The organism is Salipiger pentaromativorans, assembly GCF_024721115.1.
Taxonomy (GTDB): Bacteria; Pseudomonadota; Alphaproteobacteria; order Rhodobacterales; family Rhodobacteraceae; genus Salipiger; species Salipiger pentaromativorans.
This window is the reverse complement of record NZ_JAMDHK010000002.1, coordinates 276,525-303,164: the sequence shown is the minus strand read 5'-3', so window position 1 is coordinate 303,164 and position 26,640 is coordinate 276,525. Positions and strand designations below refer to the sequence as shown.

At 66.5% G+C, this 26,640-nt stretch carries 27 protein-coding genes and 2 tRNA genes; 14 read left to right on the top strand and 15 right to left on the bottom strand.

Annotated elements, in window-relative coordinates; all coding sequences use genetic code 11:
* Nucleotides 1-52 precede the first annotated feature (52 nt).
* From M4578_RS04615 to M4578_RS04600, 4 genes are all read left to right on the top strand, one after another.
* Nucleotides 53-295, top strand: coding sequence for a BolA family transcriptional regulator (locus M4578_RS04615; protein ID WP_258092269.1), 243 nt, complete (start codon nucleotides 53-55; stop codon nucleotides 293-295).
* A gap of 1 nt (nucleotide 296) precedes the next feature.
* Nucleotides 297-476 carry a hypothetical protein gene (locus tag M4578_RS04610; protein WP_258092268.1) on the top strand — a complete coding sequence of 60 codons (180 nt, stop codon included), beginning with the start codon at nucleotides 297-299 and terminating at the stop codon, nucleotides 474-476.
* Between the two features lie 30 nt (nucleotides 477-506).
* Nucleotides 507-869: a Grx4 family monothiol glutaredoxin gene (gene grxD / locus M4578_RS04605; protein WP_258092267.1), complete on the top strand. Its 363-nt coding sequence runs from the start codon at nucleotides 507-509 to the stop codon at nucleotides 867-869.
* A gap of 92 nt (nucleotides 870-961) precedes the next feature.
* Complete coding sequence (locus M4578_RS04600; RefSeq protein WP_258092266.1) at nucleotides 962-1,465, top strand: GNAT family N-acetyltransferase; 504 nt, start codon at nucleotides 962-964, stop codon at nucleotides 1,463-1,465.
* A 76-nt stretch (nucleotides 1,466-1,541) separates the two neighbouring features.
* Here M4578_RS04600 and ccmE read toward each other — a convergent pair whose 3' ends face one another.
* The 3 genes from ccmE to M4578_RS04585 form a co-directional block, all read right to left on the bottom strand.
* The gene (gene ccmE, locus M4578_RS04595) at nucleotides 1,542-1,991 is read right to left on the bottom strand and encodes a cytochrome c maturation protein CcmE (protein WP_258092265.1); all 450 of its coding nucleotides are present in this window, start codon (nucleotides 1,989-1,991) and stop codon (nucleotides 1,542-1,544) included.
* Between the two features lie 122 nt (nucleotides 1,992-2,113).
* Nucleotides 2,114-2,926: a glutamate racemase gene (murI, locus tag M4578_RS04590; RefSeq protein WP_258092264.1), complete on the bottom strand. Its 813-nt coding sequence runs from the start codon at nucleotides 2,924-2,926 to the stop codon at nucleotides 2,114-2,116.
* A 103-nt stretch (nucleotides 2,927-3,029) separates the two neighbouring features.
* Nucleotides 3,030-6,452 (bottom strand): indolepyruvate ferredoxin oxidoreductase family protein, encoded by a 3,423-nt coding sequence (locus M4578_RS04585; protein ID WP_258092263.1) that lies wholly within the window; start codon nucleotides 6,450-6,452, stop codon nucleotides 3,030-3,032.
* A gap of 165 nt (nucleotides 6,453-6,617) precedes the next feature.
* Here M4578_RS04585 and M4578_RS04580 point away from each other — a divergent pair, with 165 nt between their 5' ends.
* From M4578_RS04580 to M4578_RS04560, 5 genes are all read left to right on the top strand, one after another.
* Entirely contained in the window at nucleotides 6,618-7,523 is a 906-nt protein-coding gene (locus M4578_RS04580) for a LysR family transcriptional regulator (protein ID WP_258092262.1), read from the top strand.
* A 241-nt stretch (nucleotides 7,524-7,764) separates the two neighbouring features.
* Complete coding sequence (locus tag M4578_RS04575) at nucleotides 7,765-8,628, top strand: class I SAM-dependent methyltransferase (protein WP_258092261.1); 864 nt, start codon at nucleotides 7,765-7,767, stop codon at nucleotides 8,626-8,628.
* Nucleotides 8,629-8,722: 94 nt separating this feature from the next.
* Nucleotides 8,723-10,882 carry a phosphoribosylformylglycinamidine synthase subunit PurL gene (gene purL, locus M4578_RS04570; RefSeq protein WP_258092260.1) on the top strand — a complete coding sequence of 720 codons (2,160 nt, stop codon included), beginning with the start codon at nucleotides 8,723-8,725 and terminating at the stop codon, nucleotides 10,880-10,882.
* 332 nt (nucleotides 10,883-11,214) lie between these two features.
* On the top strand, nucleotides 11,215-12,075 hold the full coding sequence (locus M4578_RS04565; RefSeq protein WP_258092259.1) for a LysR family transcriptional regulator: 861 nt from the start codon (nucleotides 11,215-11,217) through the stop codon (nucleotides 12,073-12,075).
* 99 nt (nucleotides 12,076-12,174) lie between these two features.
* Entirely contained in the window at nucleotides 12,175-12,567 is a 393-nt protein-coding gene (locus M4578_RS04560) for a hypothetical protein (RefSeq protein WP_258092258.1), read from the top strand.
* 168 nt (nucleotides 12,568-12,735) lie between these two features.
* Here the strand turns inward: M4578_RS04560 and M4578_RS04555 are convergent, their stop codons facing one another.
* The 3 genes from M4578_RS04555 to M4578_RS04545 form a co-directional block, all read right to left on the bottom strand.
* Entirely contained in the window at nucleotides 12,736-14,211 is a 1,476-nt protein-coding gene (locus M4578_RS04555) for a carboxypeptidase M32 (RefSeq protein ID WP_258092257.1), read from the bottom strand.
* Nucleotides 14,208-15,353 (bottom strand): heme A synthase, encoded by a 1,146-nt coding sequence (gene ctaA / locus M4578_RS04550; protein ID WP_258092256.1) that lies wholly within the window; start codon nucleotides 15,351-15,353, stop codon nucleotides 14,208-14,210. The genes M4578_RS04555 and ctaA overlap by 4 nt, the downstream gene beginning before the upstream one ends.
* 141 nt (nucleotides 15,354-15,494) lie before the next feature.
* On the bottom strand, nucleotides 15,495-16,238 hold the full coding sequence (locus M4578_RS04545; RefSeq protein ID WP_258092255.1) for an RNA methyltransferase: 744 nt from the start codon (nucleotides 16,236-16,238) through the stop codon (nucleotides 15,495-15,497).
* Between the two features lie 135 nt (nucleotides 16,239-16,373).
* On the opposite strand from M4578_RS04545, the gene M4578_RS04540 reads away from it, so the two are divergent.
* On the top strand, nucleotides 16,374-16,703 hold the full coding sequence (locus M4578_RS04540) for a TfoX/Sxy family protein (protein WP_258092254.1): 330 nt from the start codon (nucleotides 16,374-16,376) through the stop codon (nucleotides 16,701-16,703).
* A 62-nt stretch (nucleotides 16,704-16,765) separates the two neighbouring features.
* A complete protein-coding gene (locus M4578_RS04535; RefSeq protein ID WP_258092253.1) occupies nucleotides 16,766-17,386 on the top strand; it encodes a thiamine phosphate synthase in 621 nt (206 codons plus the stop codon).
* Nucleotides 17,387-17,393: 7 nt separating this feature from the next.
* Here the strand turns inward: M4578_RS04535 and olsA are convergent, their stop codons facing one another.
* The 3 genes from olsA to M4578_RS04520 form a co-directional block, all read right to left on the bottom strand.
* Nucleotides 17,394-18,218 carry a lyso-ornithine lipid O-acyltransferase gene (gene olsA, locus M4578_RS04530; protein WP_258092252.1) on the bottom strand — a complete coding sequence of 275 codons (825 nt, stop codon included), beginning with the start codon at nucleotides 18,216-18,218 and terminating at the stop codon, nucleotides 17,394-17,396.
* On the bottom strand, nucleotides 18,215-18,973 hold the full coding sequence (olsB, locus tag M4578_RS04525) for an L-ornithine N(alpha)-acyltransferase (RefSeq protein WP_258092251.1): 759 nt from the start codon (nucleotides 18,971-18,973) through the stop codon (nucleotides 18,215-18,217). Before olsB ends, olsA begins: the two co-directional genes overlap by 4 nt.
* 122 nt (nucleotides 18,974-19,095) lie before the next feature.
* Complete coding sequence (locus tag M4578_RS04520) at nucleotides 19,096-19,278, bottom strand: DUF3553 domain-containing protein (protein ID WP_258092250.1); 183 nt, start codon at nucleotides 19,276-19,278, stop codon at nucleotides 19,096-19,098.
* A gap of 27 nt (nucleotides 19,279-19,305) precedes the next feature.
* On the opposite strand from M4578_RS04520, the gene M4578_RS04515 reads away from it, so the two are divergent.
* Nucleotides 19,306-19,908 (top strand): histidine phosphotransferase family protein, encoded by a 603-nt coding sequence (locus M4578_RS04515; RefSeq protein ID WP_258092249.1) that lies wholly within the window; start codon nucleotides 19,306-19,308, stop codon nucleotides 19,906-19,908.
* Nucleotides 19,909-19,920: 12 nt separating this feature from the next.
* Here M4578_RS04515 and M4578_RS04510 read toward each other — a convergent pair whose 3' ends face one another.
* The 5 genes from M4578_RS04510 to M4578_RS04490 all read right to left on the bottom strand — a co-directional run bounded on the left by M4578_RS04510 (nucleotide 19,921) and on the right by M4578_RS04490 (nucleotide 23,977).
* Nucleotides 19,921-21,186, bottom strand: a complete 1,266-nt coding sequence (locus tag M4578_RS04510; protein WP_258092248.1) for a glutamate-5-semialdehyde dehydrogenase — start codon at nucleotides 21,184-21,186, stop codon at nucleotides 19,921-19,923.
* 213 nt (nucleotides 21,187-21,399) lie between these two features.
* Nucleotides 21,400-22,506 carry a glutamate 5-kinase gene (gene proB, locus M4578_RS04505; protein ID WP_258092247.1) on the bottom strand — a complete coding sequence of 369 codons (1,107 nt, stop codon included), beginning with the start codon at nucleotides 22,504-22,506 and terminating at the stop codon, nucleotides 21,400-21,402.
* On the bottom strand, nucleotides 22,494-23,525 hold the full coding sequence (gene obgE / locus M4578_RS04500; protein WP_258092246.1) for a GTPase ObgE: 1,032 nt from the start codon (nucleotides 23,523-23,525) through the stop codon (nucleotides 22,494-22,496). The genes proB and obgE overlap by 13 nt, the downstream gene beginning before the upstream one ends.
* A gap of 265 nt (nucleotides 23,526-23,790) precedes the next feature.
* Nucleotides 23,791-23,867, bottom strand: a tRNA-Asp gene (locus M4578_RS04495).
* 33 nt (nucleotides 23,868-23,900) lie between these two features.
* Nucleotides 23,901-23,977, bottom strand: a tRNA-Asp gene (locus M4578_RS04490).
* A 245-nt stretch (nucleotides 23,978-24,222) separates the two neighbouring features.
* On the opposite strand from M4578_RS04490, the gene M4578_RS04485 reads away from it, so the two are divergent.
* Nucleotides 24,223-24,981 (top strand): polysaccharide deacetylase family protein, encoded by a 759-nt coding sequence (locus M4578_RS04485; RefSeq protein WP_258092245.1) that lies wholly within the window; start codon nucleotides 24,223-24,225, stop codon nucleotides 24,979-24,981.
* Here the strand turns inward: M4578_RS04485 and M4578_RS04480 are convergent.
* Nucleotides 24,978-25,190: a DUF3632 domain-containing protein gene (locus tag M4578_RS04480; RefSeq protein WP_258092244.1), complete on the bottom strand. Its 213-nt coding sequence runs from the start codon at nucleotides 25,188-25,190 to the stop codon at nucleotides 24,978-24,980. The two genes, M4578_RS04485 and M4578_RS04480, sit on opposite strands and share 4 nt — an antisense overlap.
* A 566-nt stretch (nucleotides 25,191-25,756) precedes the next feature.
* Between M4578_RS04480 and M4578_RS04475 the strand changes: the two genes are divergently transcribed.
* Nucleotides 25,757-26,596: a LytTR family DNA-binding domain-containing protein gene (locus tag M4578_RS04475; RefSeq protein WP_258092243.1), complete on the top strand. Its 840-nt coding sequence runs from the start codon at nucleotides 25,757-25,759 to the stop codon at nucleotides 26,594-26,596.
* Nucleotides 26,597-26,640: the final 44 nt, after the last annotated feature.

The window sequence follows — 26,640 nt, the reverse complement described above, 5'->3', positions numbered from 1 at the left end:
GGCACCGGGCTTACATCTGTCTGAGACGATACAGACAGCGGAGTTTCGCCACATGGCCATCGAAGCGACGGAGATCGAGCAGCTCATCCGTGCCGCCTTTCCCGATGCAAAGATCACCATCACCGACCTTGCGGGCGACGGCAATCACTATGCCGCCGAGGTGATCGACGAGAGTTTTCGTGGCAAGAACCGCGTCCAGCAGCAACGCGCCGTCTATGCGGCGCTCAAGGGCAAGATGGACGGCAACCACGGCGACCTGCACGCGCTGGCGCTGACCACCAAGGCGCCGGAGTGAGATGTCCGCCGCCGAGCTCCTTTCCGGGATCGGCATTGCCGCGCTGATCCTGGGGCTTGCGGTCTGGATCTCCTGGCCCCGCGCGCCGCGCCGCCGGCGTGGCAGCGCGGCGGACGGGCGGGATCCGGGTTGGTGGATCGCCTCGGATGGCGGCGGCAGCTCGGACGGCGGCGGCGATTGAGACTGATTTTCCGATGAAAGCGAGACAGAGATGACCGACGCGAAGACGACGATTGAAGACACGGTGAAAGCCAATGACGTGGTGCTCTACATGAAGGGCACCAAGACCATGCCGCAATGCGGGTTCTCGAGCCGCGTTGCCGGGGTGCTGAATTACATGGGGGTCGATTTCCTCGATGTGAACGTGCTGGCAGACGACATGATCCGCCAGGGCATCAAGGACTATTCCGACTGGCCGACCATCCCGCAGCTCTATGTGAAGGGCGAATTTGTCGGCGGCTGCGACATCATCACCGAGATGACGCTGTCGGGCGAGCTGGACCAGCTCTTCGAGGAGAACGGCGTCAGCTACAACAAGGACGCCGCCGAGAAGATCCGCGAAGCCAACGCCTGAGGGCTCCCAAGCCCCCGGCGCGCGGGAAAAGCAGCCCAAGGGCTGCTTTTTTCCGTTTGGGCGCAGCCGAAACGACAGGGAAAGACGATCGGATGGCCAGGATCGAGATTCGCGACGCCCATACGGCAGAAGAGCTCGCGGCGGTACGCGCCCTGTGCATGGACTACCGCCGGCACCTTGCCGAACACGACCCGATGGGGCGTGTGCTGGTCGACAGCTTCTACCCTGAAGCCGCCTATGCCGAGACCCTGGCCCGCCTGCCCGAAGGCCATGACGCGGTGCTTCTGGCGCTGGCCGGAGACAGGCCCGTGGGCTGCGCCATGTCGCATGCGCTGGCCGACGGAAGCTGCGAGATCAAGCGGGTCTATGTGGCGCCGGAGGGGCGTGGGCGCGGCGCCGCCCGCGCGCTGGTGCAGGAGCTTCTGACGCGCGCCCGGGCACGCGGCCAGAGCCGCGCCCTGCTCGACACGATGAAGACGCTGCATGCCGCCCGCGCGCTTTACGCCGCGATGGGGTTCCGCGAACGCGGCCCCTATGCGACCTACGCCCCGGGCGAGGCCGAGGCGCTGTGCTTTTTCGAGATGCCGCTGAGGTAAACCGCGGGCGGAAAACGCAAAAAGGCGCGCCGCACCGGCGCGCCCCGCATCGCTTCAGGAGGGTCCGAACCCGCGCCTAGCTGTTCGGATCCTTATAAACCCCCTGCTCCTTCAGCGCGTCCATGACCTCTTTCGGCATATAGGTCTCGTCATGCTTGGCGAGAATCTCGGAGGCGCGGAACACCCCGTCCTCGTAGCGGCCGGTGCCCACCATGCCCTGGTTTTCCGAAAACAGGTCCGGCAGCACCCCGGCAAAGACCACCGGCACCGTGGCGCCGCCATCGGTGACGTTGAAGCGGATCTCGTGCCCGTCGCCCCGGATCAGCGAGCCCTCCTCGACCAGACCGCCGATGCGGAAGGTCTCGGTCGGCTGCGGCGGCTCCTCCATCACCTGGCTCGGCGAGCGGAAAAAGTTGATGCCGTCGCGCATGGCGTAACCGATCAATGCGGTGGACACCACCAGCGCCACCGCAGCCAGCGCGACCACCTGAATGCGGCGCTGCTTTTTCAGCGACTTGAGCGACATGTCATCTCCTCCTGACGTGACTCTGCGGCATGGCTTTATCGTTCGTTACTATATGGCATTTGCCGGCGCGGATGTAAGTGAAACAGATCACATTGCGGCGCCCTGACGCGGCTGCCCGCCGGTCAGGCCGCCTCGAAGGTGATCTCGCGCTTGAGAAACCGGGTGGCATGGCCCGAGACCCTGCGCGGATCGCCGGTGGTCAGAAACCGGCTTTCCGTCCCCGGGCCCAGCATGTCGGGATGGCGCACCAGGTAATCGGCCAGCGAATCCGCCACCAGATTGGCCTGCGAATAAACCGCCACATCGGCCCCCAGCGCCTCCTGGAACACCTCCTGCATCAGCGGGTAATGGGTGCAACCGAGGATCGCCGCCTCGGGTTCCGGCATCTTGCGCTTGAGCGCGTCCACATGGCTGCGCACCAGCGCTTCGGCGAGGATCATGTCGCCTTCCTCGATGGCATCGACCAGACCGCCGCAGGCCTGCGCCTCGACATCCACGCCGATGGCGCGGAACGCCAGCTCGCGCTGGAAGGCGCGGCTGCGCACGGTAGCGGGCGTGGCAAACAGCGCCACATGCTGCACCCCCACCTCGCGCGGGGGCGAGTTGTCGCCCCATTGCCGTTCGGTCAGCGCCTCGATCAGCGGCACGAAGACCCCCAGCACGCGCTTGTCACGGGGGATCCAGCTTTCCTGCATCCGGCGCAGCGCGGCGGCGCTGGCGGTGTTGCAGGCGAGGATCACCAGATCGCAGCCGGCCTCCCACAGCCGTTCGACGGCGGCGGTGGTCAGGTTGTAGATGTCATCCGCATCCCGCACCCCATAGGGCGCATGGGCGCTGTCGGCGAAATACACAAAGGGCACCTCGGGGAGCTTCCTGCTCACCGCATCCAGCACCGTGAGCCCGCCCAGCCCCGAATCGAACACACCTACCGCCATGCGCCTGCCTCCTGCCGGTCGTTGCGCCGCACGACTCGGGCGCGGCGTGGTCTGCTCTTACGGGGCTTTGCCGGAAAAATCCATTCCGACAGACGCCGCGGGTCTATTCCGCCGCGCGCGCCAGAGGCGCCCCGCCGGCGCGGATCGCCGCCAGCAGCTCTTCGCGGCGCTTGGCGGCCTCGCGTTCGTTGGCCTCCTTGACCGGGCCGAAGCCCCGGATGCTCAGCGGCAGCGCCGCCAGCGCCACGGCGGGTTCGAGGGTTTCCGGCGTCACATGCGGCAGGATCTCGTCCATGTCGCGCTCGTATTGCGCGATCAGCGCCCGCTCCATCCGGCGCTCGGCGGTGCGTCCGAACGGGTCGAGCGGCGTGCCGCGCAGCCCCTTCATCCGTGCCAGAAGGCGGAAGGCCCGCAGCATCCCTTCGCCATATTGCTTTTTCACCGGACGCCCGTCGGCGCCGGTCTTCGAAAGCAGCGGCGGCGCCAGGTGAAAGGACATCCGGAACCCGTCCTCGAAACTCGCCCGCGCCTTCTCCCGGGTTGCGAGATGCAGCCGCGCGACCTCGTATTCATCCTTGTAGGTCAAGAGCTTGTGATAGCCTTTTGCCACGGCCTCACGGAGTCGCGGATCCTCGATCCGGTCAAGCATCCGACGATAGCGCTTTGCCAGCCGCTTGCCCTGATAGGCGATCAGATGGTTCTCGCGGAAGGCGATCTTCTGCTCCAGCGTCCTGGGTTTCTCGACAAGTTTCGGCGCGGCCAGCCGCGCCGCCTCTTCCGGGTGCAGCACCGCCCAGCGGCCGATCTCGAAGGCGCGCAGGTTGCGCTCCACCGCCGCGCCGTTGAGGCGCACCGCCTCGGTGATCGCGTCATGTGGCAGCGGCACGAGCCCCCGCTGCCAGGCGGCGCCAAGGATCATCATGTTGGAAAAGATCGAGTCGCCCAGCGTCGCGCGCGCCAGCTCGGTCGCGTCGAACAGCATCACACGGGCGCGCAGACGCGCCTCCAGCGCCAGTTTCAGCCGGTCGAAGGGCAGCGCGAACTCGGTGTCGCGGGTGAACTCGCCGGTGATGATCTCGTGGCTGTTGACCACCGCGCCGGTGCGGCCCGCGCGGGTCAGACCCAGCGTCTTGGCCCCGGCGCTCACCACCAGATCGCCGCCGATCAGCGCATCGGCCTCGCCGATGGCCACGCGCACCGCCGAGATGTCCTCGGGGCGTTTGGCCAGCCGCAGGTGAATATGCACCGCGCCGCCCTTCTGCGCGAGCCCCGCCATCTCCATCATGCCCGCGCCCAGGCCGGCGATCTGCGCCGCCTGCGCCAGCACCGCACCGATGGTCACCACGCCGGTGCCGCCGACCCCGGTGATCACCACGTTATGGGTGCCGTCGATCTTCGGCAGCTTGGGCATCGGCAGGTGCGGAAGATCCAGCGACGCGGTTTCCGCCTTGCGGATCTTTGCCCCCTCCAGCGTGACGAAGGACGGGCAAAACCCTTTCAGGCATGAGAAATCCTTGTTGCAGCTCGACTGGTCGATGGCACGTTTGCGGCCCAGTTCGGTTTCCGCCGGCACGATGGAGACGCAGTTCGACTGCACCCCGCAATCGCCGCAGCCCTCGCAGACATCGGTGTTGATGAACACCCGCTTGTCCGGGTCGGGAAAGGTGCCGCGCTTGCGGCGGCGGCGCTTTTCGGCGGCACAGGTCTGGATATAGACGATGGCCGACACGCCCTCGATCCCGGCAAAGCGCTTCTGCACCGCGTCCATCTCGGAACGCTCATGCTTTTCAATACCCTGCGGGAACTTCCCGAAGTCGATCTCTTCCTTCTCGTCATAGACCACGGCGAGGTTTTTGACCCCCATGGCGGTCAGCTCATGGGCGATGCGGTCGGCGGTGAGCCCGCCTTCATTCGCCTGTCCGCCGGTCATCGCCACGGCATCGTTGAAGAGGATCTTGTAGGTGATGGTGGTGCCCGCAGCGAGCGCCGCGCGGATCGCCTGCACGCCGGAATGGTTGTACGTGCCGTCGCCGAGGTTCTGGAACACATGCTTGCGGGTCGAAAACGGTGCCTCGCCGATCCAGTTCGCCCCTTCGCCGCCCATATGGGTGAAGCCCGTGGTCTCGCGATCCATCCACTGCACCATGTAGTGACAGCCGATCCCCGCATAGGCGCGGCTGCCCTCGGGCACCTTGGTCGAGCTGTTGTGCGGGCAGCCGGAACAGAAATAGGGAAGCCGCGCCGCGATGTCCTCGGCGTTGTCCGATTTCCGGGCCTCGTCAAGCGATTGCATCGCCGCCTTGATGCGGTCGGTGCTGCGGCCTTCCTCGATGAGAATGGTGCCCAGCCGCTCGGCGATCATGATCGGGTCGAGCGCCGATTTGGTCTGGAACAGCTCCGGCCCGTGCATCGAGCCCGCGCCGCCGCCCTTGTGCCAGCCATAGACCCGCCGGCCCCGGCGGTCGTCAAAGATCGCCTCCTTGACCTGCACCTCGATGAGCTTGCGCTTTTCCTCGACCACCACGATGAGGTCGAGCCCCTCGGCCCAGTCGTGAAAGCCGCGCATGTCCAGCGGAAAGACCTGCCCGACCTTGTAGGTGGTGATGCCCAGCCGCTCGGCCTCGGCCTCGTCGATGCCCAGAAGCGCCAGCGCATGTTGCAGATCGAGCCAGTTCTTGCCCGCCGCGACAAAGCCGATCTTGGCGCCGGGCTTGCCCCAGACGCGCCTGTCCATGCGGTTGGCATGCGAAAACGCCTCTGCCGCAAAGCGCTTGTAGTCGATGATCCGCGCTTCCTGCGTGTGCGGCGTGTCGCCAAGCCGGATGTTCAGCCCGCCCGGCGGCATGTCGAACTCGGGCACGACCAGGGACATCCGGTCGGCGCGGCCATCGACCACCGCCGTGGCCTCGACCGTGTCCTTCATGGTCTTCAGCCCGACCCAGACCCCGGCGAACCGCGACAGCGCATAGCCGTAGACGCCGTAATCCAGCACCTCCTGAACGCCCGCCGGCGAGACCACCGGCATATAGGCATCGACCAGCGCCCATTCCGACTGGTGCAGCACCGTCGAGCTTTCGCCGGTATGGTCGTCGCCCATCGCCATCAGCACGCCGCCATGTTTCGACGTGCCCGCCATATTGGCGTGGCGCATCACATCGCCCGAACGGTCCACCCCCGGCCCCTTGCCGTACCAGAGCCCGAAGACCCCGTCGAACCTGCCTTCGCCACGCAGCTCGGCCTGCTGCGAGCCCCAGAGCGCGGTGGCCGCCAGATCCTCGTTCAGCCCTTCCTGAAAGAGAATGTCATTGGCCTTCAAAGACTTTTCCGCGCGGTGCATCTGGATATCCACCGCGCCCAGCGGCGAACCGCGATAGCCGGTCACGAACCCCGCGGTGTTGAGCCCCGCCGCGCGGTCGCGCGCCTTCTGGATCAACATCAGCCGGACCAGGGCCTGGGTGCCGTTCAGCAGCACCGGGCTCTTCTCAAGGTTGAAGCGGTCGTCGAGTGAGATGTCTTGCTTGGTCATGTGCGCCTCCCAACGCTCATCACTTGGGCAGTATAGCGCAAGAATAGGTCAAAATAGCTGACCATAACAGGGAATTTTTCGTGAATTTGCCCGCTTACGAAACCATAGGTTCCCATTAGTGCATTGTGTCGTATACAGGGCCCGCAATCCGGAATTGGTAAAGCTATGGACTGGGACAAGCTAAGAATCTTTCACGCGGTGGCCGATGCCGGCAGTCTGACCCATGCGGGCGACGCCCTGCATCTGTCGCAATCGGCCGTGTCACGGCAGATCCGCTCGCTGGAGGAATCGCTCAACACGACGCTGTTCCACCGTCATGCCCGCGGGCTGATTCTCACCGAACAGGGCGAGCTGCTGTTCGACGCCACCGCCGCCATGGTCAAACGCATCGACGCCGCCACCGCGCGCATCCGCGACAGCGAGGAGGAGGTGTTCGGCGAGCTCAAGGTCACCACCACCCACGGGTTCGGCGTGCTGTGGCTGGCCCCCCGCCTGACCAAGCTCTACGAGAAATACCCCGATCTCAAGATCGACCTGATGCTGGAAGAGCGCGTGCTCGACCTGCCCATGCGCGAGGCCGATGTGGCGATCCGCATGAAGGAACCCAGCCAAGCGGACCTGATCCGCAAGCGGCTGATGTCGGTCAAGATGCGCATGTATGCCGCGCCCGACTATATCGCGCAGCGCGGCGAGCCGCAGACGCTGGACGAGCTCTCGGAGCACCGGCTGATCTGCCAGAATCCCGCCTCGGCCCAGGTCAGCGCCGGCAAGCTGCTGGTGCAGGAGCTGCTGACCTACGACATCAAGACCGCGCTGACGGTGAACAATTACTTCGGTGTGCTCCAGTCGGTGATCGCAAATCTCGGGATCGGCGTGCTGCCCGATTACATCATCGAGGACTTCCCCTCGATGATCCGGGTGCTGCCCGATGTCGAAAGCACCGAGGTGCCGGTCTTTCTCGCCTACCCGGAAGAATTGCGTCATTCCAAGCGCGTGGCCGCCTTCCGCGACTTCGTGCAGGACGAGATCTTTGCCCATCGCCGGCAACTTCGGGCGATGGGCGCGGACTGATTTCGCGCAAAAAGTGTGGGGCATGCGCCACACGCATACCGGAAATGCTGCGGTTGCGGCATCTTAGTCCTTGATCGACTCATAACTGATAACATATTCGGCAGATGAAGGTTGAAGCGCCCTAGCGCGCATCATCTTCATACCTCCCTGTTGGACTACGGCCGAGCTTTGTGCTCGGCCTTTTTTTTTGCGCCGGGCTCCGGATTCGTGGGTAGACTTGGCGCCAACAGGGAGACTCGCCATGGCTGAGACAGACACCGCCCCGAATGCCGCGCAGGAAGCCTTCTGGAGCAGCGGCCCCGGGCAGCACTGGGTGCGGCTTCATCGCGAGCTGGACACGCTGCACGACAACCTCACCCGGATCGTTCTGGAGGCCGCGCAGCCGCAGCCCGGCGAGCGGGTGGTCGACATCGGTTGCGGGGCCGGCGCGGTGGCCATCGCGGCGGGGCAGCATGTGGGCGAAGCGGGCTATGTGCTGGGGCTCGACATCTCGGCGCCGCTCATCGGGGTCGGGCGTGACCGCGCCGAGGCGGTGCAGATCTGCGCCCCCGATTTCCTGGTGGCGGACGCCCAGACCTGGGCGCATGAGGGCGCGCCCTTCGATCTTTGCGTGTCGCGCATCGGTCTGATGTTCTTTGCCGATCCCATCGCCGGTTTCCGCAACATCCTGGCGCATCTGCGCCCCGGCGGACGGCTGGTCTTTGCGGCCTGGGCCGCGTCCGAGCACAACGCCTGGTTCCGAATCCCCATGGAGCTTGCCGTCGCGCGACTGGGCCCGGCCGCCCCGGGCGATCCGCACGGCCCCGGCCCCACCGCCTTTGCCGATACCGCCCGGGTGATCGACCTGCTGACCGAGGCCGGGGCAAAGGATATCTCGGCACAGACCGTCGACACGACGCTGGAGGTGCCCGAAGGCTATAAGGCGGCGGCGGAGCTGACGCAGTTCGTCGGCCCGATCTCGCGCCATCTGCGCGACAAGGGCGGCACCGATGCCGACCGCGCGGCGATTCACCGGGGCGTCAAAGAGGCGTTCCGCCGCTTCGACGACGGAAACGGCTGCCATATCCCCGCCCGGGTGAACCTTTTCAGCGCCACGCGCCCCTGATCTTCGGCGCCATGGCCGTCTGATCGCCCGCGCCCCCTTCCCCCTGCCCCGGCCATGGCTTAAAGAGCGGCCAAGTCTGCCAGAGGGGAAGATCATGCAGGAACCGGCCATCACCGAAGAGCTGATCGAAGCGCACGGCATCAAGCCGGACGAATACGCGCGCATCCTGCAAATTCTCAACCGGGAGCCCTCGTTCACCGAGCTGGGCATCTTCTCGGCCATGTGGAACGAGCACTGCTCCTACAAATCTTCCAAGATCCATCTGCGCAACCTGCCGACCAAAGGCCCGCAGGTGATCTGCGGCCCGGGCGAGAACGCCGGCGTGGTGGATATCGGCGACGGTCAGGCGGTGGTCTTCAAGATGGAGAGCCACAACCACCCCTCCTACATCGAGCCCTATCAGGGCGCGGCGACCGGTGTGGGTGGCATCCTGCGCGACGTCTTCACCATGGGCGCACGGCCCATCGCGGCGATGAACTCGCTCAGCTTCGGTGAAAAGGACCACCCCAAGACCCGGCGCCTGGTGCATGGCGTGGTCGAGGGTGTGGGCGGTTACGGCAACTGCTTTGGCGTGCCCACCGTGGGGGGCGAGGTGCGGTTCCACCCGGCCTATAACGGCAACTGCCTCGTGAACGCCTTCGCGGCGGGGCTCGCCGATACGGACAAGATCTTCTACTCGGCGGCCAGCGGCGTCGGACGCCCGGTGGTCTATCTGGGCGCCAAGACAGGCCGCGACGGCGTCGGCGGCGCCACCATGGCCTCGGCCGAATTCGACGAGACCATCGAGGAAAAGCGCCCCACCGTTCAGGTCGGCGACCCGTTCACCGAAAAGCGCCTGATGGAAGCGACGCTCGAGCTGATGATGACCGGCGCGGTGATCTCGATCCAGGACATGGGGGCCGCTGGCCTCACCTGTTCGGCGGTCGAGATGGGCGACAAGGGCGGCCTGGGCGTGCGGCTGGATCTGGAAAAGGTCCCGCAGCGCGAAGTCAACATGACCGCCTATGAGATGATGCTCTCGGAAAGCCAGGAGCGCATGCTCATGGTGCTGGACCCCTCGAAAGAGGCCGAGGCGCGCGCGGTGTTCGAGAAATGGGATCTGGATTTCGCGGTGGTCGGCGAGACCATCGCCGAAGACCGCTTCCTGATCATGCACAACGGCGTCTGCAAGGCCGATGTGCCGCTGTCCCGCCTCAGCTCCTCCGCCCCCGAATACGACCGCCCCTGGGAGCCCTCCGAGCCCGCCGCAGAGCTGGCCGATGTGCCGCAGGTCGATCCCATCGACGCGCTCAAGGCGCTTCTGGCGAGCCCCAACTATTGCTCGCGCGAATGGGTCTACGAGCAATACGATAGCCAGGTCATGGCCGACACGATGCGCATCCCCGGCTTTGGCGCCGGTGTGATCCGCGTGCATGGCACCGACAAGAAGCTGGCCTTCACCTCGGATGTGACCCCGCGCTACGTCAAGGCGAACCCGGTCGAGGGCGGCAAGCAGGCGGTGGCCGAAGCCTATCGCAACCTGACCGCCGTGGGCGCGCTGCCGCTGGCCACCACCGACAACCTGAACTTCGGCAACCCCGAAAAGCCCGAGATCATGGGCCAATTCGTTCAGGCGTTGCAAGGCATCGGCGCGGCCTGCGAGGCACTCGACATGCCGATCGTCTCGGGCAACGTCTCGCTTTACAACGAGACCGACGGCGTGGGCATCCTGCCGACACCGACCATCGGCGCGGTGGGGCTCATCGCCGCCGGGGAAGAGCCGATCCTCGGCTATGCCCGCGACGGTCATGTGCTGCTGCTACTCGGCGCGACCGGCAGCCATCTGGGCCAGTCGGCCCTGCTGGCCGAGGTGTTCAACCGCGAGGAAGGCGACGCCCCCGCGGTCGATCTGGCCGAGGAAAAGCGCAACGGCGACTTCATCCGCGCCAATCGCGACTGGATCAAGTGCTGCACCGATCTTTCGGACGGCGGGCTGGCGCTCGCGGCGTTCGAGATGGCTGAAGCCTCGGGCGTGGGCGTGCAGATCGACAGCGCCGACACCGCCGAGCTGTTCGGCGAGGATCAGGGCCGCTACCTGATCTCTTGCAGCTTCGACGCCGCCGAGGCGCTGATGATCGCCGCCGGCCGGGCCGATGTCACCCTTCAGACGGTGGGGCGCTTCGTCGGGCAGTCGGTGAAGTTCGGCGGCAGCGAGGCCGCGCTTGACGAGCTCTCGGCCCTCTACCGCCAGAGCTTTGGCGCCCAGTTCGGCTGAGATCCCACCAGGCGGGTCTGACTTGCAACACCCCGCGCCGCGGCGGCGGGGTGGCAGCCACGTCACCCTTGCCTCCTGCCACCCGCATTGCCGATAAAATAGTCACCGGTCGCAAGGCCGTGGCGAGGGCGTGTTTTCGCCTGTTTGCAGATGCGAAAAAACGTGATTGCAAAAATGCCGACCCCACTCTAAACGTTTACGAGTGGAACATCTTTTAGGGGAAAACCCTCCCCGACCCTCCCTTTAAAAGCGTTTTTCCGTTCGCCGCGCTCTGTTGCGCGGTCTGTGTTCTGTGTGTGCCTCCTCTCACCGTATGAAAACGACCGCGAGACATGAACAACTGGGACGATCTGCGCTTTCTGGTGGCGCTGTCCAAAACCGGAACCATGACCGCTGCCGCGAAGATCCTCGGCACCAACACGGCCACCGTGTCGCGCCGGATCGACCGCCTGTCGGAGACACTGGGCAAACCTGCCTTCGTCAAAACCGGCGACGGCTGGCGCCCCTCGGACGCAGTCTCGTCGCTGATCCAGCTTGCCCAGCATTTCGACGGCCAGCTTCAGGCGACCCTGAACAGCCAGGCGGTGGACAACGCCTCGGAACCGGTCACGATCAATATCGGCAGCCTGCCGGTCGTCACCGCTGCCATCCTGTTTCCCGGGCTGACCCGGCATCACAAGATGCTCGAGGGCGTCCGGCTGACCTTCTCCGACCGGATGTTCAAGGAGGGGCTGGGCGAAAACGATCTGGTGATCCAGACAACTCGCCCCGATCAGGGCCGGATCGTCACGCGCAAGATCGGCAGCATGGCCTCGCGTTTCTACCGCTTTCGTGATCGTGAACTGACGACGGACTGGGCCGGGCTCAGCGAGGCGCATGATGCCTCGCCGCAGATGCGCTTCGGACACGAAGCCTTTGGCTGCCCGCCCCAGCTTCGCGTCGATAGCCTGGTCGCCCTGTCCAGAATCGTGCAGGAGACCCGCCTGCCCGGCCCGCTGCCCGATCTGCTGGCGGCGAAAATCCCCGGCATGGTTCCGCTCGACCCCGATATGGCGCCGTGGATCTCGGATTTCTGGCTGTTCTACCACGAAAGCCGCCGCAACGATCCGGGCATCCGCCGCGCGCTGGATTGGATCGTCTGCTGTTTCGAGGATCTGGCGGATTCAACCGCCGCGAGCGCCGCAAACGAGTAGTTCCATTTTTGCAAGCGCAGCGTTTCGGAATTCGATCTTGGCTCTTGCGACGCTTTGGCACAGGTTGCCTACAACCAAAAGAAGAAATTCGAGCAGGCAATGACCAAAACACTCTCCGTGCTTCAGTGCGCGCTGCGCGTCGCGTTGGCCGCGATCCTCGGCTATACCGTCGCGGGCGAATTCTTTCGCACCGACGCCATGCAGATCGGCTGGTATATCTCTCCTCGCCATGTCGGCCTGACCACCGCTCTGCTCTGCACGCTTCTCGCAACCGTCAGCATCTGGCTGTTGTTCGGCGTGCGCACCCGCATTGTCGCTCTCATGGGGCTGGCGCTCTATATCGGACTCGAGGTGGTCAACCCGGGTCTGAACCAGGCCAGCACCGACACGTTGCTCAACAGTGCCTTCGTGGTTCTGCTTGCCCTGCCTCTGGTGATCTTTGGCGGCGGCAAGTTCAGCATGCTGCGCGCGGGATGGCGCGGGGCGATCTGATGCCCCCATCTGCGTCCCTGCCACCCGCGGCAGCAAAAATCGGATAACACCCGAAGACTGGGCGGCCGTGTTTTGGGCCGCCCTTTTTTTGTTTTGAAATGACCTCTTGCGCCACCTTCCTGATGCGTTGAACAAAGGACGCACCCCGGAAGAGCCGGGGCACCGCCGTCACAGGCTGTAGATCGCGCCGAACTTCTCTTCGAGATAATCGAGCAGCGGCGCCTCGGTCGGCGCTTCGCCGCAAGCCATCTCGATCACGCTGCGCGGCTCGTAAAGCCCGCCGAATTGCTGCACATGGTCGCGCAGCCAGTCCGTCGCTCCGGACAGCGTGCCCGCCGCCATCTGCGCATCCAGATCGGGCTGCGCCGCGCGCAGCGCCTTGTGCAGACAGCCGGCATAGACATTGCCCAGCGAGTAGGTCGGGAAATAGCCGAACAGCCCCGCCGACCAGTGCACATCCTGCAACACCCCGTCCGAGGGCCTGTCCACCGCAAAGCCGAAATCCTTGAGGAACCGCTCGTTCCAGGCGGCTTCGAGATCGGTCACCTCGAGATCGCCCGAAATCAGCGCCCGCTCCAGATCGAAGCGCAGCAGAACATGCAGGTTGTACTGCACCTCGTCCGCCTCGGTGCGGATAAAGCCGTTCTGCACCCGGTTCACCGCCGCATAGAACGCCCCGGGCCCGTCCAGACCGAGATCGCCGAAAAGCTCGGTCATCCGGTCGTACAGCCAGGCGGTGAAGGCGCGCGAACGGCCAAGCTGGTTCTCGTAGATCCGGCTCTGGCTTTCATGCACGCCCATGGACACGCCTTGCCCCAGCGGCGTGAAGCGATAATCGCCGCGGATCGCCAGCTCGTAACAGCCGTGGCCGACCTCGTGGATGGTCGAATACAGGCAGTTGAACGGGTCGAGCGCATTGGTCCGCGTGGTGATCCGCACGTCGTCGCCAGAGCCCGAGGTGAAGGGGTGCACCGATTTGTCGAGCCGCCCGCGCGCCATCTCATAGCCGAAGGTCTTGGCCACCAGCCGCGCCAGCTTCATCTGCGCCTGCTCGTCGAAAGTCCCGCTCAGCGGCTTGGGCTGCGGCCTTTCCAGCACCGCCTGCCGCAGCGCGACGAGACGCGGGCGCAGGGCCCCGAACATCTCCTCAAGCTGTGCGGCCGTGGCGCCCGGCTCGTAATCGTCGAGCATCGCGTCATAGACATCGCCCCCCGCCGCCAGCGCCGCGCCTTCCTCGCGCTTGAGCTGCACCACCTCCTTGAGCACCGGCGCGAAGGCGGCAAAATCGTCGTCGGCCCGGGCTTCCGCCCAGATCCGGTGCGCCCGGCTGGTGAGCCGCGCGAGATCGGCGGCGAGCCTGGCCGGCACCCGGTTCGCCCGTTCGAAGGACCGCCGGATGTGCCGGATCTGCGCCGCCCCGTCCGCGTCCAGCGCCGCCGGGTCGATGGCCTCCAGCCACTGCCCCACGCGCGGATCGGTCCGGCGCGCGTGCAGCACCGATTCCAGCGCCGCCATCTCCTCGGCGCGCTGATCCGCGGCGCCGCGCGGCATCATCGTCTCCTGATCCCAGCCCAGCCGTCCAGCGACCTGCGCCAGCGCGCCGGTTTCCCGCTGAAAGCTCATCAACGCATCAAAAGCACTCATTTCACACTCCCCCGGATGGATTGGGTCTTGGGATATTGCGCGCCGAACCGCGCGCGGATGATCAGCACCCAAAGCGCGATCGCGCCGATCTGGTGGGTGATGGCGATATGCATCTGCGCCACATAGAGCACGGTGACCACGCCCAGCACCACTTGAAGCGCCAGCATCGCCATCACCGCGTTGAAGCGGAACCGCGTGTCGGCATTGGGCGATTTGCGCGCCCTGAGCCAGGTCACGAGGCCGAAGATGAACAGCAGATAACCCGCCATGCGGTGCATGAACTGCACCAGACCCGGATCCTCGAAGAAGTTGCGCCAGAGCGGCACCAGATCGAAGGGCTGCGGCGGAAAGACCCCGCCCGCCATCAGCGGCCAGTCGGTATAGCTGCGCCCGGCGTCGATCCCCGCCACCAGCGCGCCCAGCAGAATCTGCAAGAAGGCGAAATGCATCAGCCCCGTGCCCATCGAGAACAGCTTGGCCTCGCGCCCGCGCCGCGCCTGCATCAGATCGCGTTCCTCGCGGCCAAGCGCGAAGACATACCAGGCAATGAGCCCGAGGATCACGAAGGCGAGCCCCAGATGCGTCGCCAGCCGGTAAGAGGCCACGTCGAGCATCTCGCCTTGCAGCCCCGAGGAGACCATCCACCAGCCGATGGCGCCCTGCACCCCGCCCAGCACGCCGATGCCGAACAGCCGCCCCGCCCAGCCCGTGGGGATCTTGCGCGCCGCCAGAAAGCCGAAAAAGCCCAGGGCCCAGACCAGCCCGATCACCCGGCCAAGCTGCCGGTGGCCCCATTCCCACCAGTAGATTCCCTTGAACTCGGACAGGGTCATCTGGTTGTTCTGCAACTGGAATTCCGGGATCTCCTGATACAGCGCGAATTCCGCCTCCCAGTCGGTCTGGGTCATCGGCGGCAGGGCCCCGGTAAAGGGCTTCCACTCGGTGATCGACAGCCCGCTATCGGTGAGCCGGGTCAGCCCGCCCACCACGATCATCGCCATGACCAGCGCAAAGATCGCCATTAGCCAAAGCCGGATGGCGCCACGCGCGCCGCCCCGGCCCTTGTCGATCATGCCGCCCGCAGGCTGTGCCCTGGGCGCCTCGGCGCCGACCTCCTCGAAGAGCTTGCGCTTTTCGGCCATGATGTCCCTCTCCTTGATCCAAGGCGGACGATAGGGCCGCCCCCGTGGCGCTTCAACCCCGCCCCGGCCGTCGCACCGGGGCCGCATCGCCGCAGGCCCGGCGATGAAACCCGCCCCGGAGTGCGGTCCGGGGCCAGAGGCTCAGCCGCGCTCCTTCCAGCGCACCATCTGGCGCATGATCCCGTGGAGCGTGCGCACATCCTCGCGCGTCAGCGGCATGCGGCTCCAGAGGTTGCGCAGCGTCAGCTTCATCGCCGGCGCCTTGTGGTCGGGGAAAAAGAACCCCGCCTCCTCCAGCCGCTCTTCGTAATGCTCGGCGAGCTTCTCGACCTCGATGCCGCTGGCCCATTCCGCCCCGGCCATCTCGTCGCGCCGCGCGGCGACCTCGGTGCTCGCCCGGCGCCACTCATAGGCGCAAAGCAGCACGCATTGCGCAAGGTTCAGCGAGGGGAATTCCGGGTTCACCGGCACCGAGATGATCGCATTCGCCTGCGCCACATCGGCGTTTTCGAGCCCCGCGCGCTCGGGCCCGAACATCACCGCAACCCGGCCTCCGGCAGCGATCCGCGCCGCCGCTTCGCGCATCGCCTCTTCCGGAGAATAGACCGGCTTGGTCATGCCGCGCTGCCGGGCCGTGGTGGCGAAGACCAGATCGCAATCGCCCAGGGCGCCCGCCACGTCTTCGCTCAGCACCGCAGCGTCCAGCAACCGCCCCGCGCCCGAGGCCATGGCCACCGAGGACGGGTTGGGCCAGCCGTCGCGCGGGCTCACCAGCCGCATGCGGTCGAGGCCGAAATTCCACATCGCCCGCGCCGCCGCGCCGATATTCTCGCCCATCTGGGGCCGCACCAGCACAAAGGCAGGCTGTCTCTGTTCGCCGGGCATCGCCCCTCCATGATCAACGCCGCCTGAGTAAAGGCCCCGCAAAACGAGGGCAAGCCCGCTTCCATTGGCCTGAAAATATCCCCGCCGGAGGCATCCGGCGGCTAAGCTCGGTGCAAACGGATGACAGGAGCGCCTATGGCCTATGACGAAGGGCTGGCCGAAACCCTGCGCGACGCGCTCGACGGGCTTCCGGGGCTTGACGAGAAACGCATGTTCGGCGCGCTCTGCTTTCTGCGCGACGGCAATATGATCTGCGGCGTCCGGAACGCCGGCGGGCTCTTTCGGGTCGGCAAGGCGGCGCAGGACGTGGCCCAGGCATTGCCCGGCGTCGGTCCCGCGATCATGGGCGGGCGGCGCATGGGCGGCTTTATCGAGGCCGGCAAAGACGCCATGGCCGACGACGCGATCCGCGACGGCCTTCTGACCATGGCGCTGGATTTCACGGCAACCCTGCCGCCCAAGTAACCCCTTGGCACCGCGCCGTTTAACGCGATATAGGGGCCGGACCACGCCCGAGGAGCCCCGCCATGGCCGAAACCGACCTGCCCCAGCTCTATCTCATCACCCCGCCGGAGTTCGATCTCAGCGCCTTTCCTGCGCGGCTCTCCGCGGTGCTCGACACGGCCGAGATCGCCTGCATCCGCCTGGCGCTCGCCACACGCGACGAAGACAAGCTGCTGCGCGCGGCGGATGCGGTGCGCGAGGTGGCCCATGCCCATGACGTGGCGCTGGTGATCGACACCCATGTGGTGCTGGCGCAGCGGCTGGGGCTCGACGGGGTGCATCTGACCGACGGGTCGCGCTCGGTGCGCCATGCGCGCAAGGAGCTGGGCGCCGATGCCATCGTCGGCGCCTTCTGCGGCGCCTCGAAACATGACGGCATGACCGCCGGCGAGAACGGCGCCGATTACGTGTCCTTCGGCCCCGTGGGCGGCGCCTCGCTGGGCGATGGCACGCTGGCCGCGCCCGAGCTCTTCGAGTGGTGGTCGCAGATGATCGAACTGCCCGTGGTCGCCGAGGGCGGGCTGACCCCCGAGCTTGTGACCGCGCTCACCCCGGTCACCGATTTCTTCGGCATCGGCGAGGAGATCTGGGCCGAGGACGACGCCGCGGCGGCATTGAAGACCCTCATCGCCGCGATGGGCTGAGACCCGGCTAGCTGCCGTAGGGATGCGCCGCGCGCACCTGCGCTTCCAGATGCGCCGCCAGAGTCTTGCGGTTGGGATGTTCGTCCACCCGCACCGGCGGATGATAGATCAGCTCCACACGGCCCCGCTGCCGCGCGCCCAGCAGCTTGAGCAGATGCGGGCCGAAATCCATATCGCCCCACCAGCCATAGTAGCGCGGATCCTCTCCCGGCGGCGCGTGATACAGCACCGTCACCGCTTGAAGCTGCGTTTCATGCTTCAAGTTATCTGTGAAGAACGCCGCGAAAAGCGTTGACTTAAATGGAAGAACCCTCTGTCCGTCCGTCGAGGTTCCCTCGGGGAAGAACAGCAGGCGGTGCCCGTGCAGCAGCCGCTCCTCGAAGACGCGCTTCTGGGCCGCGGCCTCGCGCGGGTCACGGGTGATGAACACCGTCCCCGTGGCCCGCGCCAGCCAGCCGATCAGGGGCCAGCGCGCCACCTCGGCCTTGGAAACGAAATAGACATTGCGCCGCGCGTTCAGCGCGAAAATATCGAGCCAGGAGGAATGGTTCGCCACCAGCGCTCCCGGCCCGGCCAGACGCGGCCCGCGCGTCTCGAGCGGGATCCGCAGGATGACAAAGGCCGCGCGGCAGACGCCCTGGGTGATCCACGGCGTCACCGGACGGCGCCGACCGAAAAGCGGCGCCTCCACGAGCCGCAGCAGCAGCTTCAGCGCCAGCCCCAGCAGGATCACCCCCGCCAACAACCCGCCGCGCCAGATCACCCGCCCCCAGTCGGCAGCGCGAAGCCGCGTTTCCGGCGGCGCCGCGCCGCGCCAGGTCGGGCCGCTCACCCGCGCCCCCGCGTGTAGAGCCCCGCCGCCTTGGCGTTGAGCCGCGCGGTATCCATGATCAGGCAGATGTCGGTGGTGTTGAAATCGTGATCCACATAGGCGCCCTCGCCCACCACGCCGCCAAGCCGCAGATAGCCCTTGATCAGCGCCGGCACCTCGAGCATCGCCTGCCGCCGGTCGATCTCGGCCTCGGGGACCAGATCCATACGCTGGAACCGGCGCGAGCGCACCCGCAGCGCCGGCGGCGCCAGATGGCGGTGATGCAGCAGCGACAGCGGCTGCGCCAGTTGCGCCACATCGGTGCCGTGGAACGAGGCGGTGCCGAACAACAGCTCGATCCCGTGGTCGCGCACATACTCGGCCAGCGCCTGCCACAGATGCATCATCGCCGTGCCGCCCCGGTAATCGGGATGCAGGCAGGATCGCCCCAGCTCCAGCAGCCGCCGCCCCGAGCGGCGCAGCAGGGTCAAATCGTATTCGTCCTCGGAATAAAACTGTCCCGCCGCCGCGGCCTGGTCGTCGCGCAGCAGCCGGTAGACCCCCACCACGGCGCCGCCGCGCCGGGCATCGGTCAGCAGAAGATGATCGAAGAACGGATCGAACCGGTCGCGCTCCAGCCGGTTCTCGTGATCGACCAGCGCGCCGCTGCCGCCCAGCTCCTCGACGAAGACCTCGTAGCGCAGCCGCTGGGCCGCCGCGATATCCGCCGCGTCGCGTGCAAGCCGCACCGTGAAATCCGTCTCGTCCAGCGCCATCCCTGCCTCTTGCCCCGCCTGCGCGGGTTCATAATGCGCCCCGGGCCCGAGGGAAACCGATTTCGGTCCTCGCCTCGTTGCGGGATGAGGGTTAACCTTTCCGAAACACCTCGGCGCCTAGGTTAGTCGTCGAACACCGGCAGGAGGGTGACATGCCGGCCGTCGATCACCACCTTGCCCTGTTCGCGGAAATTGACGGTGATGCGCCCGCCAATGTTGGACTGCACCTGCCCGATCCCCCATTCGGGACGGTCGGGATGCGACACCAGCATGCCGGGTTCGAGTAATGCGTTAAGGTCTTCCATTGCCGTTCCGTTCTGAAGGAGCCACCGATGCCCGACGATACCGCCAGAATCGCCACCCTGGTAGGGTCGCGCCTGTGCCACGATCTGGTCAGCCCGGTGGGCGCCATCTCGAACGGGCTCGAACTGATTGCGCTGGCCGGCACGCCCGGCCCGGAAGAGATGTCGCTCATCGAACAGAGCTGCGCCTCGGCCGCCGCGCGGATCAGTTTCTTCCGCGTGGCCTTTGGCAGCGCCTCGGACGATCAGAAGATCGGCCCGCGCGAGGCCGCGAAGGTGCTGCGCAACTATTGCAACGGCACCCGGCTATCGGTGGACTGGCTGCCGCAGACCGACTCGCAACGCACCGAGGTGCAGCTTGCCTATCTCGCCATGCTCTGCTGCGAAAGCGCGCTGCCGCAGGGCGGGCGGGTGCAGATCACGCAAGAATCCGGGATCTGGCGGATCAGCGGCACCGGCGCCCGGCTTGCCGTCGAGCCCGCGCTGTGGGAGCAGCTTTCGAGCCGGCGGCTCGGGGCCGATCTGACCCCGGCGCGCGTGCAATTCGCCTGTCTGGCGCGGCTTGCGCCCGAACGCGGGCGCAAGCTCACGGTTCATGCCGGCGACGCGGCGGTCACGATCGAGATCGCCTGACCGCGCCCCGCATTACGGGCGCAGCGCGCCATCCGCCTGCACCACGTATTTGAACGAGGTGAGCTGCTCGGCCCCCACCGGGCCGCGCGCATGCATCTTGCCGGTGGCGATGCCGATCTCGGCCCCCATCCCGAATTCGCCGCCATCGGCGAATTGCGTCGAGGCGTTGACCATCACGATGGCGCTGTCCACCCGCTCGACAAAGCGCTCGATGGCCGCCTCGTCCTCGGCCAGAATGCAGTCGGTGTGATTGGACCCGTAGCGCCGGATATGGGCGATGGCCGCATCCTCGTCCGCCACCACCTTGGCGGCGATGATCTTGTCGAGATACTCGCGCCCCCAGTCCTCTTCGGTGGCCTGGGCAGTGCCGGCGATGGCTTGCAGCGTCTCGTCGGCGCGCACCTCGACCCCCGCCTCGATCAGCGCGCGGATCACGCCCTGACCGATGGTATCGACCGCATCCTCGTGAATCAGCAGGCATTCTGCCGCGCCACAGATGCCGGTGCGGCGGGTCTTGGCGTTCAGCACCACGCTCAGCGCCTTCACCGGATCCGCCGACGGATCGATATAGATATGCACGATGCCTTCGAGATGCGCGAAGACCGGCACCCGCGCCTCGCGCTGCACCAGCCCAACGAGCCCCTTGCCGCCGCGCGGCACGATCACGTCCACATAATCGGTCATGGTCAGCAGCTCGCTCACGGCGGCACGGTCGCGCGTCGGCACGAGCTGGATCGCGTCCTCCGGCAGCCCCGCCTTTTGCAGACCCGCGATCAGGCAATCGTGGATCGCGCGCGAGGAATGAAAGCTCTCCGAGCCGCCGCGCAGGATCACCGCATTGCCCGCCTTGAGGCAGAGCGCCCCGGCATCGGCGGTGACGTTGGGGCGCGATTCATAGATCACCCCCACGACCCCCAGCGGCGTGCGCACGCGCTTGATATGCAGCCCCGAGGGCTGATCCCATTCGGCGATGACCTCGCCCACGGGATCCTTCTGCGCGGCGATGGCACGGAGCCCGCCGACGATGCCCTTGATCCGCTCCTCGTTCAGAAGCAGCCGGTCCATCATCGCCTCGGTCAGCCCCTTCTCGCGACCGAATTCGAGGTCTTTCTTGTTGGCCTCGACAATCTCGGCCCGGCGCGCCCAGACCGCGTCTGCCGCAGCCTCCAGCGCTTCGGTCTTGCGGGCTGGCGGGGTGAAGGCGAGCTCGGCTGCGGCCGCCTTGGCGCGGCGGCCGATTTCGGTCATGATCGCGGGAATATCGCTCATGTCTTTCATCGCTTTCACCCTTGTGGTGCGTTGTCAGGAGCCCCCTTATAGCGCCGCCTTGCAACGGAGGACAGTGGGCGCATGCAGCCGTGACCTCAAGGCGGTGCGCGGTGGGCAAATTGCCCACCCTACAGGAGCTTTCCCGGAAGAGCGGCGCCAAGGGCGCGGCGTTTGCGAAGAGGTAGGGTGGGCAATTTGCCCACCGCCCCCGGCGCGATCCGCCTAAAGCGCCATATCGTCCCGGTGAATCAGCACCGCGCGGCCGGGATAGCCCAGCACCTCCTCGATCTCGGAGGAGTGATGCCCGAGGATCTGTCGCGCCTCTTCCGAGGTGTAGCGCGTCAGCCCCTGCCCCAGCGTCGCGCCGCGCGGATCGCGGATGACCACCGGATCGCCGCGCCCGAACGCGCCCGCGACCGCCGTCACCCCCACCGGCAGCAAGGACCGCCCCTGCGCCAGCGCCCGCGCGGCCCCCGCGTCGAGCGTCACCTCCCCGCAGGGCTTCATCGCCGCGATCCAGCGCTTGCGCGCCGCGTGCGGATCGAGCCGCGAGGTGAACCAGGTGGCATTGGCCCCCGCCTCAAGCGCCGAAAGCGGGTGCAGCACCGAGCCTTCGGTGATCGCCATGGCGCAGCCCGCCGCCGTCGCCGTCTTGGCCGCCAGCAGCTTGGTCTTCATGCCGCCTTTCGACAGGCCCGAGCCCGCGTCGCCCGCCATCGCCTCGATCTCGGGGGTGATCTCGTCGATCACCTCATAGCGGTGTGCGCCGGGGTCCTGCGACGGGTTGGCGGAATAGAACCCGTCCACATCCGAGAGCAGGATAAGCTGGTCCGCCCCCACCGTCACCGCCACCTGCGCCGCCAGCCGGTCGTTGTCGCCATAGCGGATCTCGTCGGTGGCGATGGTGTCGTTCTCGTTCACGATGGGCACCACGCCGAAGCCCAGCAGCGTCTCCATCGTGGCGCGCTGATTGAGGTAGCGGCGGCGGTCGGCACTGTCCTCCAGCGTCACCAGCACCTGCGCGGTGGTAATGCCGTGCGGCGCCAGCGCCTCCTCCCACTCGCGGGCAAGACGGATCTGGCCCACGGCGGCGGCGGCCTGCGACTGTTCCAGCGGCAGCGTCGTCGGCGGCAGATGCAAGAGCCCCCGCCCCAGCGCGATGGAGCCCGACGAGACCAGCACCACATCCACGCCGCGTGCCCGGATCCGCGCAATATCGGCGGCCATCGCGCGCAGCCACTCGCCCCGGAACGCGCCCGTATGCTTGTCTACCAGCAGCGCCGAGCCGATCTTGACGACCAGACGCCGCGCCGCGCTCAGGGTCGCCATGGGGTGTCGTCCTCGGGCGCTTCGCGCAGCCGCTTGTCGTCGATAAACGCCCGCAGCGCGCGCAGCACCTCGGTGGTGCCCTCGCCCGAGGCGCCCGACATCAGCAGCACCTTGCCGCCCGACCGCGCCTCCAGCTCCTCGCGCAGAAAGACGCGCTCCTCCGCATCCATCGTGTCGATCTTGTTCAGCACGGTGATCCGCGGCTTGTCCGCCAGCCCGGCGCCGTATTCCTCGATCTCGGTGATGATCGTGTCGTAATCCTCCAGCAGCGTGCCCGAGCTGCCATCGACCAGATGCAGCAGCACCGCGCAGCGCTCCACATGGCCGAGGAAGAGGTCGCCGAGACCCCGCCCCTCATGCGCGCCCTCGATAAGCCCCGGAATATCGGCCACGACAAACTCCTTCCCGTCCACGCCGACGACCCCGAGATTGGGGTGCAACGTGGTGAACGGGTAATCGGCGATCTTCGGCCGCGCGTTCGAGGTGGCGGCGAGGAAGGTCGACTTGCCCGCGTTGGGCAGGCCCAGCAGCCCCACATCGGCGATGAGCTTCAGCCGCAGCCAGACCGTGCGCTCCACCCCCGGCTGACCCGGATTGGCCCGGCGCGGCGCCTGGTTGGTGGCGGTCTTGAAATGCAGGTTGCCCCAGCCGCCATTGCCGCCCTTGGCCAGCAGCACCCGCTCGCCCAGCTCGGTCATATCGGCGATCACCGTTTCCTCGTCCTCGTCGAGAATCTCGGTCCCCACGGGCACTTTCAGCACGATGTCGTCACCGTCCTTGCCGGTGCGCTGGCGCCCCATGCCCGGGCGGCCGTTGTCGGCAAAGAAATGCTGCTGATAGCGGAAGTCGATGAGCGTGTTCAGCCCGTCCACGGTCTCGGCCCAGACATCGCCGCCATCGCCGCCATCGCCGCCGTCGGGTCCGCCGAATTCGATATATTTCTCCCGCCGGAACGAGATACAGCCATTCCCGCCGCTGCCGGAGCGAAGATAGACTTTGGCGAGGTCGAGGAATTTCATGACGGATGGGTCCTGGGCGCGAGGGCAATGCGGCGCGGTTTACAGCGAGTCCCGGCGCTTCTCAAGCGGCGCGGTTTGCGGGGGCGTTGCCCCTCGCGCGCCGGGGCGCGCTTCCCCCGCGTATTTGCCGAAGAGAAGAAGATCAGGGGGAGTGTCTCTGTCGCGGAGCTGCCCCCTTGGCCGACCATCTGCCCTTCTTCTCTTTGCAAAATACGCGAACGGCGCGACGGTGACGCCGCCGGACTGCCGGAGAAGAGGGAGAAAGTGGCGCGGTTGACGGGGCTCGAACCCGCGACCCCCGGCGTGACAGGCCGGTACTCTAACCAACTGAGCTACAACCGCGCATCGCACGGGGTGCTTTCTTCGGGGCAGTGGTGGCGCGGTTGACGGGGCTCGAACCCGCGACCCCCGGCGTGACAGGCCGGTACTCTAACCAACTGAGCTACAACCGCTCACTGCCTCCGAGGGGTGCACCCCCGAACGTGGAGGCCCTTCTAGGCGGGCCTCTTTGCCCCGTCAAGCGCTTTTGGCACCCGCCGCGCGGCATTTTCGCGGAAATCCTCGCAAAACCGTGACCGGAAGGACACGTTGCCGCTGCGCGAAAATCCGCCGAAGGAAATTATCCTTGCCTGACAAGGGGCTGAGCGGCTTCTGTCGGCAGGTCTGCTTGATTTCCACTGCCTGAATGCTGAGTAAAATGACCGTTTTCGATCGCCGGACCTTTCTGTCCGCGGGCGCTGCCGCCTGCGCCTTCGCCGCCCGGCCGGCCCAAGCCGCCCCCGTGATCGCGCTGCCGCCCGACATCGCGACCCGGGACGCCGCCACCATCACCGCCATCCGCACCCCCACGCCGGTGGTCGCCATGACTTTCGACGACGGGCCGCACCCGACGCTTACGCCACGGCTGCTCGATCTGCTGAAGGCGCGCGGGCTGCGCGCGACCTTCTATCTCATCGGCAACCGGGTGGTGACCTGGCCCGACATCGTGCGCCGCATCGTCGCCGAAGGGCACGAGATCGGCAACCATTCCTGGAGCCATCCCGACCTGTCGCGCCGCTCGGACGCGCAGGTCATCGACGAGATCGACCGCACCACCGATGCGATCTTCCGCGTCACCGGGCGCCCGCCGGTCACCTTCCGCCCGCCCTATGGCGCCTTCACCCGGCGCCAGCGGATGATGCTGTACCAACAGCGGAACCTGCCGACGATTCTGTGGTCGGTCGATCCGCAGGACTGGCGCCGGCCCGGCGCCAATGTGGTGGCCAGCCGAATCCTCAAGGGCTCGCGCCCCGGTGCGATCATCCTCAGCCACGACATCCAGAAAGGCACCGTTCAGGCCATGCCGCAAACGCTCGACGGGCTGGCGGCGCGCGGCATGAGCTTTGGCACCATGTCGCAGATGATGGGCTGGCCGCTCTGGCAGTCGCGCCGCTTCCGGCGGGTCAGCGCAGGCTAACCGCCTTCCGGCTGACTCCGGCCCATCGAGAACCCCGGCCGGGGCCGCGCCCGTTCGAACGTCTCGCCCAGACGCTCCAGTTCCGCCGCGATCAGGATGATCTGCGTTACCCGCACCGATGTGTCGGAGCGCGCGATCTCGTAGCCGGCATGTTCGACCAGCACCGCCGCCGCCCGCAACAGGCGCGGAATGGAATCACCGCCCGACACCCTTGGAATCTCGCGCAACAATGCCGCGAGAATGTCTCTCTCTCCCTGAGCCACAATTCTTACTCCAACCCCTATTCAATCCTCACCACTGGCCACCCGGATCACAAATTCCCCAGTCCAACCTCTGCGGTGGTGCCGACACAGGCTGCGCGGTCCTTGGCGTCGCCCCGTTCCCCGGGCGCCCCGCCCCGTCCAGCGGCCGCAAGATGCCGGTCCCAACCGATTTTCCGCGCCGGAAATACATGGCGCGGCACTCGTCTTCCGGCCTTCTGCAACGCGCCTTCCGTTCCCGAAGGAGCCTCCCCGAAAGCGCCCTGCGTGCCGGCCGGATCACCCGATCCGGTACTGGAACCATAGCACAACACGTCAAAATTGATAAAACGGATATAGCTTTAAACGAATCGGCCCTTGCCACCCTGAAGCGAATGCGCGTCAAATACCGCCCAAACCGACACAATATGTGACCGAAGCTCTTGAATCCCAAGCAGATAGAAGGCACTTGTTGCGGACGAGCGTCAGAGCCGAGTGCTGCCACATTGCCCGATTTTCTTCGCCAGAAACTCAATTTGCGCGCCACGCTGTTCGAACCCATCGACCTGTCCGCACAGCAGTTTCTGGGTCTGTTCCGGCATCGTCTGACCTGGCGCTACATGAGTCTCGTTCTGGTGATTCTCATCGCCGCCGATCCGAGCGGGCTGGCCGGGCAATTGCCCTTCGGTCTGTTCTTCGTGACATGGCTTCTGGCCTTCGCGCTCTATCTCAGCCTGCAAAGCGTGCTGATCCTGGCGCTGGCGGCGTTGCGGCAGATCTGGGCGCGGCCGGCGGTCTACTGGCCGGTCATCAGCCTGTGCAGCTTCGCCCCCACGCTGATGGTGGTCGAAACCGCGCTGTCCCTGCTGGTCGGCGACGCGCTGCACCCGCTGCTGTTCGAGCGGATGGTCTATGTGGCGATCACGATCATCGTCTTCGAGACCATCTACATGCGCTTTGTCCTGCCACGGCTCGGGACCGCCGAGGCCGAGGCCGAGGCCGACATCACGGTCGAGGCCGCCCCTGCCCCGGCGCCCGCCACCGAGGATGGGGCCGAACGCCTGCTGCATATCGGCGGCCAGCCGATCGGGCTGGAGGAGGTCCGGATGATCGAGGCCCGCGAACACCACGTTCATGTGCATCTCAAAGACCGGGCGCTGACGCAGCGCGCGCGGCTCTCCGACATCGTCGCCCAGACCCGGCCCGAGGACGGTGTCCAGCCGCACCGCTCGTGGTGGGTGGCGCGGGCAGCGGTGCGCGGGCTCGGGCGCGACGCCGGCAAGCCGGTTCTGGAACTCACCGACGACAGCCTCGTGCCCGTCGCGCGCGGGCGGCTGAGCGAGGTGCGGGACTGGATCGACACCTATCTCGGCTGATCGTGCCTGCGGCCTTTACCCCTGCCGCCGCATTTCCTATATAT